Origin of the sequence: Arthrobacter sp. D5-1, from assembly GCF_017357425.1 — a bacterium.
GTDB lineage: Bacteria > Actinomycetota > Actinomycetes > Actinomycetales > Micrococcaceae > Arthrobacter.
Window position 1 is genome coordinate 2,919,483 of the sequence record NZ_CP014571.1, and the last position, 12,748, is coordinate 2,932,230.

At 62.9% G+C, this 12,748-nt stretch carries 11 protein-coding genes and 1 pseudogene; 3 read left to right on the top strand and 9 right to left on the bottom strand.

Going from position 1 to position 12,748, the window contains the following annotated elements; all coding sequences use genetic code 11:
- Nucleotides 1-55: 55 nt before the first annotated feature.
- Nucleotides 56-856: a MoaF C-terminal domain-containing protein gene (locus AYX22_RS13310; RefSeq protein ID WP_207593864.1), complete on the top strand. Its 801-nt coding sequence runs from the start codon at nucleotides 56-58 to the stop codon at nucleotides 854-856.
- Between the two features lie 85 nt (nucleotides 857-941).
- Here AYX22_RS13310 and AYX22_RS13315 read toward each other — a convergent pair whose 3' ends face one another.
- On the bottom strand, nucleotides 942-2,417 hold the full coding sequence (locus AYX22_RS13315) for an APC family permease (protein WP_207593865.1): 1,476 nt from the start codon (nucleotides 2,415-2,417) through the stop codon (nucleotides 942-944).
- Nucleotides 2,418-2,652: 235 nt separating this feature from the next.
- Here AYX22_RS13315 and AYX22_RS13320 point away from each other — a divergent pair, with 235 nt between their 5' ends.
- Nucleotides 2,653-3,627, top strand: a complete 975-nt coding sequence (locus AYX22_RS13320) for a helix-turn-helix domain-containing protein (RefSeq protein ID WP_207593866.1) — start codon at nucleotides 2,653-2,655, stop codon at nucleotides 3,625-3,627.
- 64 nt (nucleotides 3,628-3,691) lie between these two features.
- Here AYX22_RS13320 and AYX22_RS13325 read toward each other — a convergent pair whose 3' ends face one another.
- The 7 genes and pseudogenes from AYX22_RS13325 to AYX22_RS13350 form a co-directional block, all read right to left on the bottom strand.
- The gene (locus tag AYX22_RS13325; RefSeq protein WP_242703332.1) at nucleotides 3,692-4,960 is read right to left on the bottom strand and encodes a sulfatase-like hydrolase/transferase; all 1,269 of its coding nucleotides are present in this window, start codon (nucleotides 4,958-4,960) and stop codon (nucleotides 3,692-3,694) included.
- A gap of 167 nt (nucleotides 4,961-5,127) precedes the next feature.
- Nucleotides 5,128-5,301 (bottom strand): annotated as a pseudogene (locus AYX22_RS24100) (sulfatase-like hydrolase/transferase); the annotation flags it as partial.
- Nucleotides 5,298-6,152 carry an ABC transporter ATP-binding protein gene (locus AYX22_RS13330; protein WP_207593867.1) on the bottom strand — a complete coding sequence of 285 codons (855 nt, stop codon included), beginning with the start codon at nucleotides 6,150-6,152 and terminating at the stop codon, nucleotides 5,298-5,300. The pseudogene AYX22_RS24100 and the gene AYX22_RS13330, both read right to left, overlap by 4 nt.
- Nucleotides 6,149-6,928, bottom strand: a complete 780-nt coding sequence (locus AYX22_RS13335) for an ABC transporter permease (protein ID WP_207593868.1) — start codon at nucleotides 6,926-6,928, stop codon at nucleotides 6,149-6,151. Before AYX22_RS13335 ends, AYX22_RS13330 begins: the two co-directional genes overlap by 4 nt.
- On the bottom strand, nucleotides 6,928-7,701 hold the full coding sequence (locus tag AYX22_RS13340) for an ABC transporter permease subunit (RefSeq protein WP_207593869.1): 774 nt from the start codon (nucleotides 7,699-7,701) through the stop codon (nucleotides 6,928-6,930). Before AYX22_RS13340 ends, AYX22_RS13335 begins: the two co-directional genes overlap by 1 nt.
- A 26-nt stretch (nucleotides 7,702-7,727) precedes the next feature.
- On the bottom strand, nucleotides 7,728-8,723 hold the full coding sequence (locus tag AYX22_RS13345; protein WP_207593870.1) for an ABC transporter substrate-binding protein: 996 nt from the start codon (nucleotides 8,721-8,723) through the stop codon (nucleotides 7,728-7,730).
- Between the two features lie 58 nt (nucleotides 8,724-8,781).
- Nucleotides 8,782-10,479 carry an amidohydrolase family protein gene (locus AYX22_RS13350; RefSeq protein ID WP_207593871.1) on the bottom strand — a complete coding sequence of 566 codons (1,698 nt, stop codon included), beginning with the start codon at nucleotides 10,477-10,479 and terminating at the stop codon, nucleotides 8,782-8,784.
- 251 nt (nucleotides 10,480-10,730) lie between these two features.
- Here AYX22_RS13350 and AYX22_RS13355 point away from each other — a divergent pair, with 251 nt between their 5' ends.
- The gene (locus tag AYX22_RS13355; protein ID WP_207593872.1) at nucleotides 10,731-11,342 is read left to right on the top strand and encodes a TetR family transcriptional regulator; all 612 of its coding nucleotides are present in this window, start codon (nucleotides 10,731-10,733) and stop codon (nucleotides 11,340-11,342) included.
- Here AYX22_RS13355 and AYX22_RS13360 read toward each other — a convergent pair.
- Complete coding sequence (locus AYX22_RS13360) at nucleotides 11,333-12,694, bottom strand: MFS transporter (RefSeq protein ID WP_207593873.1); 1,362 nt, start codon at nucleotides 12,692-12,694, stop codon at nucleotides 11,333-11,335. The genes AYX22_RS13355 and AYX22_RS13360 overlap by 10 nt on opposite strands.
- Between the last annotated feature and the right edge of the window lie 54 nt (nucleotides 12,695-12,748).

Below are 12,748 nucleotides of genomic sequence, written 5' to 3' on the forward strand. Positions count from 1 at the left end.
GAAAGAAGGACCGGACACGCCGTCCGGTCCTTCATTCGAGTCCAAGAAGGAACCCATGAGCCTGAATCTCCTCGACACCTCCAACTGGCTGCCACTGGACGGACTGGCCCCCGGCTTCGACGCCTACAAGGCACCCACAGTGCAGGATCTGGCAGGAAAACAGTTCTCCGTCCGCAATGACGGTGGCCCCATGACGTTCAGCTTCGACGACGAAGAGGTCCAATGGGCTGCGGCCGGCCACTCAGGAACCGCCCCTTATGAGGCCTTCCTCGTAGCCGAGGGCCTGTACTACGCCCAATGGCAGAGTCAGGACGATCCCGATCTCGCCGTTTCCCTGGTCCTGGACCTGCTGCATGGCAGGGCGCTCTACATTGGCGCCGCACTCGGCAGGGCAACAGCCTCCAGCGTCGCCGTCCACCACGATTTCCGCCCAGGAACGCTCGACGGTCACGACACCACGGGGGCGGCAATCTCAGAAAGCAACGCCCTCATTGGTCGCCGCGTTGAATGGGCGTACAGCGAATCCCACGCTTATGAGCACATCTACCTCAGCCCCACTTGGTACACATGGCAGTGCCTGGCCGGACCGGAGCGCGGATTGGCAGACACGGATTCCAACACCGTGCTACAGATCCGCCCGGGAATTTTTGTGTTCACCTGGCGCGAGAAAGTCATACCGTGCGGCTCGGTCACCATCGCCGACCACCGCGATCCCCACGCCATCAGGTCCCACGGCAGCCTCTTCGGGTGGGACGAGGCAGGCACGGAACCCGTGCACTTCACCTTCGGCGCCCGCGGACGCCTGATCAGCATCAGCCGCCACAGCCCGGAACTCGACCCTGCTGCGGAGATGTAGCCCACCGGAACAGAACATCAACGGAAGACACGGAAGCCCCGGCGAGAGGAACACTCGCCGGGGCTTCCGTAAGTTTCGCCGGGATTCAGTCCTCGGCGCCGTGGCCAATCCGGGCGTACAGTGCCGGCTGCGAGCGCCGCAGGCGCAAGCCCCAGATGACACCAACAACTCCGGGCAGCAACACCAGCATCGGAAGGACAAACGTAGCGGCCGTGGACTCGGCCTGTCCCAGCAGGACGTTGAAGTTGGTCATGATGAGCACGAAGACGATGGCCAGAAGCACGAACCCCAGCCCAGGAGCGATCACCCTGACCCACAAGCTTGCCCCGTGCTGCTGCCGGCGGAAGAAGCCGATCACAGCCACCGACACTACGGTCATCAGCAGGACGAGGCCCATCGCGCCGCTGTTGGTGAGCCAGGTGAACATGGTCAAGACGGGGTACAGCCCGCCCAGTTCGGACCCGGCGCCGGCAATGGCGAAAGCGATGGTCACGACGACGGCAATCACCGTCTGCGCCAGCGAACCGGCGAAGGGCGCCCCGCTTTCTGTCCGCACCTTGGCCAGCACCGGCGGCAGGACACGCTCGCGGCCGAGGGAGAAGAAATAGCGGGCTACTGCGTTGTGGAAGCTGACGAGTGCTGCGAAGAGGCTGGTCACGAAGAGGACCTGGGCGATGTCGCTGAGCAGTACGCCTCCGTTGGCACCAAGGAACGCGAACATCATGTCCGGCCCGCTGGCCGCCGCTGATTCGACCACAGCAGAGGGGCCGGCGCCCACGGTCATGGCCCAGGCTGATACGGCGTAGAACACTGCGATGATTCCCACGGCTGCGAACGTCGCCCTGGCAACGGTGCGCTTGGGGTCCTTGGATTCCTCACCGTAAATGGCAGCGGACTCGAAGCCCATGAAGGCAGCGATACCGAAGGACAGGACTGCTCCGATCCCGGGAACGAACAGGCTTTCGGGGCTGAACGTTGCTGCACTCATGCCTTCGGGGGCCACAGCAAGGCTGATGACGTCATACACAATGACCACCAGGAACTCCAAGGCCACCAGAACGCCCAGCACCTTGGCGGACAGGTCTACCCGGTTGACTCCCAGCCACCCAACAATGGCGATGCAGACCAGCACAGGGATCCACCAAGGAACACTGATGCCAAGCCGCGCAGACAGGAGCGAGGACACGGTGAAACCGAACAAGCCATAGATACCCACTTGCATGAGGTTGTAAGCCATGAGGGCCATCAGTGATGCTCCCACGCCGGCCGGCCTTGAGATGCCCTGCGCAATGTAGGCGTAGAACGCCCCAGCGTTGGTGACGTACCGGCTCATGGCGGCATACCCCACAGCGAAAAGCGCCAAAATTCCACCCAGAATCAGGAAAGACAGTGGCACCCCGGTGACACCGGTGACCGCGAAAGTGGTGGTGACGCCGCCTGCGAGCACGGTCAGCGGCGCCGAGGCCGCGATGATCATGAAAGTTACTGCTGGTACGCCGAGCCGCCTTTTGGTGCCTACGGCTCCGGCCGCCCTGCCCTTGACGGGGTTGTCCACGCTCATAGTGTGCTCCTGCCTCGGTGCCGCGGGAGAATGCGCGGCACGATGTCTGTCATTCCGCAATCTTCCACCGCAGAAGCATGGCGTGACTTGTCTCACACGGCAGGGTGTTTGTCGGTCCACGCATGCACGGTCCCGGCCTGGTCCCCGGTGTAGAATCGTGGGCAAGCTCACGTCCGCCCAACCGACATTCCCGCCCCAGTGGCAGCGGCGCCGCGGGCCACTGAAAGGGAGTTTGATGACCGTCGCGGCTGATACGGGCCCCGCAACCGTGGAAACCATCGTGGCGGAGTCGTTCCAGGAGTGGAGCAAGGCAATCTCCACCTCATTCGTGCCCTTGTTGGCGACGGGTCCCACCAATTCGTCCTTCCAAGGCTCAACCTTCCACGGCACTATGCGTGCACGCGTGCTGGGGCAGATCTCCGTGGTGGAGGTTACCGCCGGACCCCATACCGTCCAGCGCACACCCGAGCTGATTGCCAGGTCCACGGGCCGCTTCTTCAAACTCAGCATCCAGCTCGCTGGATCGGGCCGCCTGGTTCAGGACGAACGCGAGGCCGTGCTGCACCCGGGTGATCTCTCCATTTATGACACCTCCCGCCCTTATCAATTGACGTTCGACGACGACTTCCGCACCTTGGTGCTGATGTTCCCGCACGTTTTGCTGGACCTGCCGGCCGAGGCCATGGGCCATGTCACTGCCTTGCGCATTCCGGGCGATGAGGGCCTAGGCCAACTCATCAGCCCCTTCCTGGTAAGACTGGCCGACAATCTTGAAGCCCTGTCGGGCACCAATGGTCTCCGGCTGGTGCATAACGCGCTGGACCTCGTGACCACACTCTTCAATGGCGAGCTTGACCAGCTGATCGAGACCGGACGGGATCCGCATCTGCTGCTGCTGGGGCGTATCCACGACTACATCGAGGCGAACCTCGGTGATCCCGAACTCTCGCCCGGAACCATTGCCGCTGCCCATTACATCTCGACCCGGCACTTGCACGATCTCTTCCAGGAAATCGGTACCACCGTGGCCTCTTCCATCCGGCAACGGCGGCTCGAACGGTGCCGGCGCGACCTGAGGGACCCTGTGCTGACCGATCGCCCCGTCACCGCCATCGCAGCACGGTGGGGGTTTACCGACGCCGCCCATTTCAGCCGCATCTTCCGGGCAGCCTTCGGGAACTCCCCCACCGGCTACCGCAACAGCCACTGACGGCCGCTGGACCCACAACCCACCGGCCGTCGTCGAACTTACAACCAAGCCGACCGAATGTCCGCTAAGCAGCCGCCGTCGGGGCCGTGCCCTGGTCCGTGAGGGCTGCCATCTCTTCGAGCATGGTTCGCAAAAGCCGCTCTTCCAATCCGGCATAAGCAGGATTGCCCGCGCGGTTCAACAGCTCCCCGGGGTCTTCACGGTGATCGTACAGTTCTGTCATCCCGGTGCCGAAGTAGCGGGTCAGCCTGCCCTCAGCGGTGATGACCGTCCGCATACGGACAGGTCCCGGCAGTCCGTCCAAGCCAAATGGTTGTTCTTCCTCCACCAGGAGCGACTCCCGATGATGGTCGGTGCCCCCCTGAAGAAGGGGCACAAGCGAGCGTCCCTGTATTCCGCGGTACCCCTTGGAGCCAGTGAGCTCAAGAAGCGTGGGGGCCAAGTCCGTGCTGGAAACCAAGGCCCTGCTTCGCCGCGGGGAGGTCCCCGGAAGGTACACCACCAAGGGAACATTGGTCACGGCGCGGTAGTGGACAAAATGCTTGAGCATGAGGCCGTGGTCCCCAAAGAGATCTCCATGATCGCTGGTAAACACCACAATGGTGTCCTCCGCCAGTCCTTGGCGGTCCAGCTCATCCAGGATCCTTCCAATGTGCTCATCCATCATGGAGATCAATCCGTACTGAGCGGCCGCCGCGAACCTGTACTGTTCCTCCGAAGCCGCCCACGTCATGGTGGGATCCGCGTTGGGCTCACCGCGGCGCTCCACCATTTTCCTGATGTGGTCCGGCGAGGCAGCGTGGTCCTGTTCGAAGCCGGGCGGGAGCGGCAGGTCCTCCGGTTTATAAAGGTCTGAATAGCCTGCCGGGGGCGAGAACGGGTGATGGGGGTCCGGGAAGGACACGAACATGAAGAACGGCTGGTCCTGGCCGGCAGCATCCTTCAGGTGCTCGATGGCTTTCTCGCTCACATAGCTGGTGGGGTGCACGTCAGCCGGGACAGCCGTCTGGTACACCTGATCCCACCCGACGTACGTCCTGGACGAATTTCCCGGACCTCCCACTGTTTCGGGATCAACGCCGCGTTCCCGGGCCCAATGCACATAATGGCCGCCGGGTCGGTCCCCATGGCCGATCACAAGGTCCACGTGCTGGTATCCGTAGTAGTCGGCGGGCAGTGCAATGAAACGGGCATCGTGAGCGTCGCGGTTCTCCCACTGATCCCACCCCGGGGCAAAACCCTGACGGCGGGCGTCACTGACGACGGCGTCCAACAACATGGGGTCGGTGGCCCGGATCTCCTCGGCCTGGTGCGGTTCAAACTCCCAGCCCATGTTTTGGTGGTGCAGCTTCCCCACGCCCACGGTGCGGTAACCACCTGCCCCAAGGATCCGGGAACAGTCCGGGTCAGTGGATCAAGGGTGATGCCGTTGCAGCGGGTCCCGTGCGCAGAGGGCCACCTGCCGGTCATCAGGCTGGCACGGTTAGGCATGCATGTAGGGTTGGCCACCGTCGCATTCTCGAAAACGACGCTCTTGGCTGCGAGTGCATCCAGGTGTGGCGTCTTGACAGTGGCATTCCCCGCAAAACCCAGGTGGTCGGCCCGGAGCTGGTCCGCAATGATAAACAGGACATTGGGCCGGCGGTTGGCGGCTGTGAGCTGCCGGCCCGTCATGCGGGCCTCTTAATGAGGGACAGCACTTCGGTTCGCTGCCGGGCAAAGTCCGGCAAGGAACGCGTAGTGATTTGATCGCGTGGTGCCGGCAGGTCCACCTCCACCACCTTGAGGACGCGGGCGGGTCGGGAGCCGAGGACCACTACGCGATCCGCGAGGTAGACAGCTTCGTCGATGTCGTGGGTGACCACCAAAATAGTCATGTTGAAGTCCTTCCGGATCTTCAAGCACAGGTCCTCCAGGTCAAAGCGGGTCTGCGCGTCCACCGAGGCGAACGGCTCGTCCATGATGAGGATCTCCGGCCGATACGCCAAGGCCCGTGCGATCGCCACGCGTTGCTGCATGCCGCCGGACAACTGCCAAGGGTACTGGTTGTCGGCATGGGACAGGCCGACGGCGGCCAGCGCGCTGTCGCAGCGCTCCTTGAGTTCCGTTGCGGGCAGCTTGAGGTGCCGCAGGGGAAGGACCAGGTTCTTCCGAACTGTGAGCCATGGCATGAGCGAGCGGTTGTAGTCCTGGAAGACCAAGGCCATCTCCGGAGGCGGGCCGCTGATGGTTCGCCCATCAATTGCTGCCCGTCCGCTGCTGGCCGGGTGAAGCCCGGCCAGGCATTTCAGGAGTGTCGTCTTTCCGACCCCTGACGGACCGACGATGCAGACAACCTCGCCGGCATTCACTGTGAAGGTGAGGTCTTCGATGACTGTGTGTGACTTATCGCCACTGCCATATGTCTTGGCGAGATGCGCCACGTCCAGCCGCGGTGTGGTCGCACTGATGCGGGTCTCTGGTTGCTGTGCCATGGTGGACTTTCTGTTGGGGGTAGGAAGAATCGGGGCGTGCCGGGAGCTCATGCGGCATGCGCCAATCGACGGGAACCGATGTACCAGGACAAAACCTTGCGCTTAAGAAGGGTGAACAGGATGTTGACCAGGAATCCGATAACACCCAGAAGCAGGATGCCCGCCCACATATCAGCGGTCATGAAGCTCTGCTGCGCCAGCAAGGTCATGGCTCCGATTCCCTGCGAACTGCCCAGCATTTCGCTGGCGATCATGACGATGAAGGCCACCTGGAGGCTCACTTGCAACCCTGAGAAAATCTGGGGCATCGCCGCCGGCAGGATGACATTGAACACCCGTTCCTTTCGGCTCAGCCGGTAAACCCTGGCAACGTCCAAGAGGTCGTTGCTGACGCTCCGGATGCCGTCCACAGTGGCGATCATGGTGGGAAACAATGCCGCCAGGGCAATGCTGGTGACGCGCATTTGGGTACCGAAGCCGATAAGGGAGATGAAGATCGGTACCAGCGCCACCGGAGGAATACCGCGGAGGAAATGGATCAACGGATCAATCATCCACCGGACCGGCGGGACCAGCGCGGTGACGAACCCCACCGCGACCCCTGCCACCGCTGCGATGGCGAAGCCCAGGAACAGGTTGCCCAGGCTGAGCAGGACATCGGACTGGAAGTGGTCAAACAGCCACAGCTCCTGGAAGCGGATAAGGATGGTTTCCAACGGAGGGAAGAACGGATCAGTGGAGTTGGCGGAAAGGAACCACCACGCTGCCAACAACAGAACAGGCGCGACGGCGCCGATCACCCAATTTCGCAGTGCGACGTTTCTCATCAGGACACCACTTCCCGGTAGGACTCATGCCAGTGCAGGACCCGGCGCTCGGCCAGCCGGGTAGCACCTTGGAACAACAGACCCAGGACGCCGAGGACGATCACCAATCCGTAGAGACTGGCGTAGTCACCTGCCGCTTGCGCCTGGTAGATGCTTTGACCCAGGCCCGGGCCACCACCAAGGAGGCCTGCCACCACCGTGACCACCAGGGCGGCAGGAGCTGCCACCCGCATGGCTGTGCCGATGTAAGGCATGGCACTGGGTAAAACCACCCGTGCCAGAATTTCTCCCTCGCCCATACCGTAGGAACGGGCCGTATCCTTCGCCACGGGATCAGTCCCCTGCACACCATCCACGGTCTGCATGACGATAGGCAGCAAGCACCCGAAAACCACCAGGAAGAGCGCCATCTCAGCAGTTGGACCAAGCACCAGCACGGCAAGAGGAAGGATAACGATCGGCGGGACCGGCTTCAGGAATTCCAAGACAGCCAAGGTGGCATACCGGACGGATTCGAAGCTGCCTATCAGCAACCCGAGCGCTACGCCCGCAAAAGCCGCTACAGCCAGCGCGAGCAATGCGATGCCGATGGTGGCGGCGACGGCGGACCAGAAACTGCCCGTACCCACAATGGTCGCCAGCACAGCGAACACGGCAGTGGCCGACGGCAGGGCGTTTCCTGCCACGTTGGCCGCAGCGAGAACCTGCCAAATGACGAAGGCTGCGGCGATGCCCAGTGCACTGAAGGCATAGGGGCGGATGGATGCTCTCATGATGAATCTCCCATGTCGCTTCCGGCCTACTTTCCGAAAATTACGTCAGCCGGCAGCTTCACAGGTGCATTCAGGAAGCCAAGCTCGGCCAGGTTCTTGTTGGCGCGCTCGATGTCTTCGAGGCGCACCTCTTCAGGCCAGTAATTCACGGCACCGGATTTGACCACGTCCAGTGGAGTCTTGGTGATCTCGGCACTGAGCTGCTGTGCTTCATCGATGTGGCCGTTGGCGTAGGCGTTGGCCTTGTAGATGGCGGCTTGAAAACCTTCCAGCGCCTTTTCCTTGGACTTCACCGTGTTTGCTCCCGCTACCCAGAGGCCAATTGCGCCCTGTTCAAAGAACTCGACGCCGGGCGAGGCCAGGAGCCTGTTGCCCTCCGAGGCGGCCTTGGACGTGAACGGGGCAACGAGCGAGGCGGCGTCGACCCGTCCGGAATTGAGTGACTGCAGTGCCGAGGACGGATCGAGGACCATCCAGTTCACCTTGGCGGGATCGCCGCCGTCGTCCTTGACGAGCTTGCTGACTGTGACCTCCAACTGTGCTTTACGCGCGGGGACGCTGACGCTCTTTCCTTCCAGGTCCTTGGGCCTGGTGATGGACGAGGCCTGCTGCACCAGGAGTCCTGTGTCGTCCACGCGGTTGAGGTCCGCCCCTTCGCTGGCACCGTCCTTGTAGCCGTCGGCTGCGGCGACGATTTTGAGCGGGACGTTCTGGCTCAGTGCATTCAGGAGTGGGATGGAGGGAGTGTAGGTGAGATCAAGCTGACCACTCTGGGCAGCCGCAATGCCGGCCGGTGGATTGGCAATGACAGAAATCTCGACGTTGAGACCCTGTTCCTTGAAGTAGCCTTTGTCAGCTGCAAGGCGGATACCGGCGTCCGAACCGATGCCGATGGTACCCACCTTCAGAGTGGTGGTCCCGTCGGCAGCGGGGGCGGCGGCCGGGTCCGGGCCGGCACCGCAGGCGGCCAACGACATGGACAAAACTGCGGCCAGGGCCAAGGGAAAAGTGCGTCGTCGCATGGTGCTCCTTGAATCACGAATGGTTGGAAGTGAATTGTCTAGCTGGTTGCTTGGTGGACTAGGTTGCATGGTGGACCACACGGCCACCGCTCAGGGTGAGCCTGACCTCTGTATCGAGGAGCTTTTCAATGTCCTCGTCCTGCGGCCAGGGGTTGGACAGCAAGCACAAATCTGCTGTCATTGCAGGCATCAAAGCACCCTTGAAGTGCTCTGCGTGGTCCTGCCAAGCTGCATTGATGGTCATGGCAGCCAATGCCTGCAGCCCGGTAATCCGCTCGGCATCGCGCGGGTTGCCGGGCCGGGAACGGGTGGCCCGGCGGACGGCTGCCACCACCGTGCGCCGCCAATCGGTACTCGTGACGGGAGCATCCGAGGCAATATTGAAATGAACTCCTGCCCCCAATGCCGACTTCAGGGGCTGATGCCGGGAGAAGCGATCCTCCCCGAGAACCTGGCGCATTATGTCACCGGCCTCTTGGCGGATGAGGGGGTTGGTGCTGTATCCAATGCCGTGGGCAGCCATGGTGTGAAGAGTCCCGGAATCACCGAAGGCGCCATGGATGATGTAGTGGCGGTTCCCTGATGACATTGGACGCGCCGCGGGACCGTCAGATGCTGCGATGATTGCTTCAACGGCGGCGGCGGTGGCCGCGTCCCCTGTGGCATGGACCCCTGCTTGCAGCCCCGCGTCATTGATCAGGCGAAGAATTTTGCGCAGTTCGGCAACCCTCTGCCCGTCGGTGGCTCCTTGGATCACCAGGCTGCCGTGCGTACACGCGCTGCCATACGGCTCACTCATCCGCGCGGTGCCGCTGCGGGGAATTCCGTCCGCGAAGACCTTGACTCCCGCGATCCGCAACTGCTCCGGATCGATGCCGCGGTGGCGGTACGCATCGGCCAGTCCGCTGCGCAGGCCTGCCTCAACCGCCTGGGCATTGGCTCCCCCGGTTCCCGTGAAGAGCATCAAGACGTTGATTCTCAAGGTCAGTTCCTTCACCGCGGCGAGGTCGCCCAGCAACTCCAATGCCGCCGTCGAACCGGCACCGTCCATGAGTCCTGCACTCGCCGGCCCCAGGCCGGGATCCGTGAGTGAAGTAATACCCAGCGAGTGCAATTGCTCCTGCAATGCCAACAGAGCCGGGCGCATGATGGAAGCCGGCACGGGCGGCATTGACCGCGACAGAAGTTCCATGGCTCCGTCCTGGAGCAGGCCCGTAGGGCTGCCGTCTGCCGCCCTCACGATCACACCGCCGTCAATATCCGGCGTTTCAGTAGTGATACCAGCCCTTCGCAGCGCCTCGCGGTTGGCCAGCAACTGATGCCCCGTGCTGTCGAAGGCCACAACGGGCGTGTCGCGCCGTGAATCGAGCAATAAGCCTTCTGCCGGGCCCAGAAGCGCCTCGTCCCAGCCATGGGCCCGGACCCAGCCGTCCTCCCCCGGCTGCGCATTTTCCACGACATCAACAACGGCCGCCCAGTCCGGCGCTACCGCCGGCTCCAGGCGCACATATCCAAAAGCGGCCATAGCCGCCGATACGAAGTGCAAGTGGGCATCGTTGATGCCCGGAATGACAGCCCCACCCGCAGCATCGATAACGTGCGTCCCAGGGCCAATCAATTGGCCCACGTCGTGGCGGCCCAGCGCCGCAATGCGGCTGCCCTTCACGGCCACGGCATCACTCATGCGCTCTGGTTCCGCCACGTCCATGGTGTGGACCGAGGCATTCACGATCACCAAATCAGCGAAATCTTCCATCGGTTCTCCTCAAGTCACCGCATCGGAATGTGATGCAGACAACGTTCTTGAAAGAAGTATGTCGCTTGACTGGGTCACTTGACTAGGTTTTGGCGTAAAATTTCTTTCGGAGGACTTTTCCGCTCCCCGGCACGGCCAAAAGCTTGCTGCGGCGGATAGCGCCTACGATCGATGAGACCACTGGGTTGGTGAACCCGATCACAGGTGACCTAACACGCTCACCGGTGGCTGAATAAGAGGAAGGTGAATGGATGGCCAGGGTTCCCGCCGAGGAAAGGCGGCTGCAGTTCGTCGAAGCCGCAGCAAGGGTGATCGCCCAGGATGGCCTCGCCTCCGCGACGACACGGCGGATTGCCAGCGAAGCCGAAGCCCCGCTTGCAGCACTCCACTACTGTTTCCGCAACAAGGATGAACTCCTTGAAGAGGTGTACAACTTCCTCAGCCGGGACTACGCCAAGGCCTTGGAGCCAGTGAACGATCCCGGGATGGGACTGCGCCACATGGTGGGCGCCCACGCCAGGCGCATCTGGAGCCGCATGCTGGAAAATCCCCATGAGCAAGTCACCACGTTCGAACTGCTGCTCCGGCGCTTCCGGGTCGAAGCAGAGGACCAGCCCCAGGCCTTGCTCATGAACCGATCAATGTACGACGGTTGGGTCAGCTCAACCCTGGAATTGTTCCGTGGAGCTGCTGAAGCCGCCGGTGAACCCGTCCCCGCCAACCTGGAGGACATCACCCGCTTGTTCATTTCGGGAATCGACGGCATCAGCATGCAGCATTTGGCTGACCCCGACGACGAACGGTCTGTGCGATTGGTTGAACTCATGGCAAAGTCGCTCGCCGGAGCGCTCGACTACGACTGAGGCCGGCGCTTCATCACCAGGGACGTCACAACGCCCAGCAGCAGCAGGCCAGCCGCGGCGGCCATGGAAACGACGAATGCTGCACCCGGCCCCTGCGTCTCGGCCAGTTGCCCAGCCAGGTACGCGCCCAGAGCCGTACCAGCGACGATTCCGCTGGCGAGGGCTGTCATGACCGTTGCCATACGGCCGGCCGGTGCCACGACGCCGCCAATGCTGAAGACCGTGACCATCACAGGCCCCACCGGAATACCCAAAATCAGCAAGACAAAGACCATCGGCCAAATACCGCCGGGCAAGAGCAGCAAAAGCGACAAGGCCGACATCGCCAGCGCGGCCGCAACCCAGCGGGAGGCCAGGCTGAACCGCTGTGGCCAGAACGCGACCGACAACGCAGCCACCGCAGAGCTCAAGCCCATCACCGCGTAGAGGATCCCCGCGATTTCGGCGGTGGCGTACTGGGCAGAGAAAGCACTCAACGCATTTTGCGTCGCCCCAAAGAAGGTACCCATGCAGACCATTGCCAGCACAGGTACGGCAACCACAGCACCGGCCCAACGATTGCGGCGCTGCGGACCAGCCTGCGCGGGCTGCTCCTCGGAAGGCACGACGCCGGAAGCCGCCTTGCGAGGCGCTGGAACCACAGCATGCTGGCTGGGGTGGACGGCGAAAGCCGGCACCAACGTGATGGTCATGACCGCAGCCAGGGCAAGTGGCAACCATGGGGCCACCATGCTGGCCAGGACACCCACCAGCGCCGGGCCAAGGACAAAGGTGACCTCGTCCGCGGTGCCCTCGTAGGACAGCGCGGTATCGAGGTCTGCGCGGTTTGCTGCCACGCTCCTGCTGCCGTGGGCTGCCGAGGGGGCAAGGTTCCGGGTAGTCAAAGCCATCCACCGCACCCTGGCCATCGGGCCGACTTGCGGGCAGCTGGCACCGGCAAGGAATGACGCGATGAGGACACCGACAGCGTCGCTTGCGGAACCGTAGGCCGGCGTCAGGTAGGCCGCCGCAAGAAGTCCGGCGACCGCCAAAGCGTTCATGACTGCGGCGACCAGGAGCACGATCCGCTGCCCTGCGCGGTCGGCCAGGGAGCCGAGGACAGGGGCACCCAGGGCCGAACCAATGCCGACAGCTCCGGCAGCCATGCCACCGATGGCGTAGGACTGGCTGACGGCCGTGACGAGGGTCAGGGTTCCGACGGTGAGCATGGCCAGCGGAAGGCGGGCGAAGAGGCCCAAGGGCAGGAACCCGGGTCCTGCAAGTTCCGGGAGCCGCGCAAAACGGCCGGGCAGGCGGGAGGGGCGTGATGGTGCAGAAGACAGAGGCTGGGAAGCCACAGAAGATTTTTCCATTAATCCGGGTTCGCTAAAGGATGCGCATCGTCCCTCCTCCCGATGCGCGCGACC

Coding starts and splice junctions, on each gene's coding strand:
- AYX22_RS13360 (WP_207593873.1), bottom strand. CDS start 12,694: ATGGAAAAATCTTCTGTGGCTTCCCAGCCTCTGTCTTCTGCACCATCA.
- AYX22_RS13335 (WP_207593868.1), bottom strand. CDS start 6,928: ATGAGAAACGTCGCACTGCGAAATTGGGTGATCGGCGCCGTCGCGCCT.
- AYX22_RS13340 (WP_207593869.1), bottom strand. CDS start 7,701: ATGAGAGCATCCATCCGCCCCTATGCCTTCAGTGCACTGGGCATCGCC.
- AYX22_RS13355 (WP_207593872.1), top strand. CDS start 10,731: ATGGCCAGGGTTCCCGCCGAGGAAAGGCGGCTGCAGTTCGTCGAAGCC.
- AYX22_RS13315 (WP_207593865.1), bottom strand. CDS start 2,417: ATGAGCGTGGACAACCCCGTCAAGGGCAGGGCGGCCGGAGCCGTAGGC.
- AYX22_RS13345 (WP_207593870.1), bottom strand. CDS start 8,723: ATGCGACGACGCACTTTTCCCTTGGCCCTGGCCGCAGTTTTGTCCATG.
- AYX22_RS13330 (WP_207593867.1), bottom strand. CDS start 6,152: ATGAGCTCCCGGCACGCCCCGATTCTTCCTACCCCCAACAGAAAGTCC.
- AYX22_RS13325 (WP_242703332.1), bottom strand. CDS start 4,960: ATGGGCTGGGAGTTTGAACCGCACCAGGCCGAGGAGATCCGGGCCACC.
- AYX22_RS13350 (WP_207593871.1), bottom strand. CDS start 10,479: ATGGAAGATTTCGCTGATTTGGTGATCGTGAATGCCTCGGTCCACACC.
- AYX22_RS13310 (WP_207593864.1), top strand. CDS start 56: ATGAGCCTGAATCTCCTCGACACCTCCAACTGGCTGCCACTGGACGGA.
- AYX22_RS13320 (WP_207593866.1), top strand. CDS start 2,653: ATGACCGTCGCGGCTGATACGGGCCCCGCAACCGTGGAAACCATCGTG.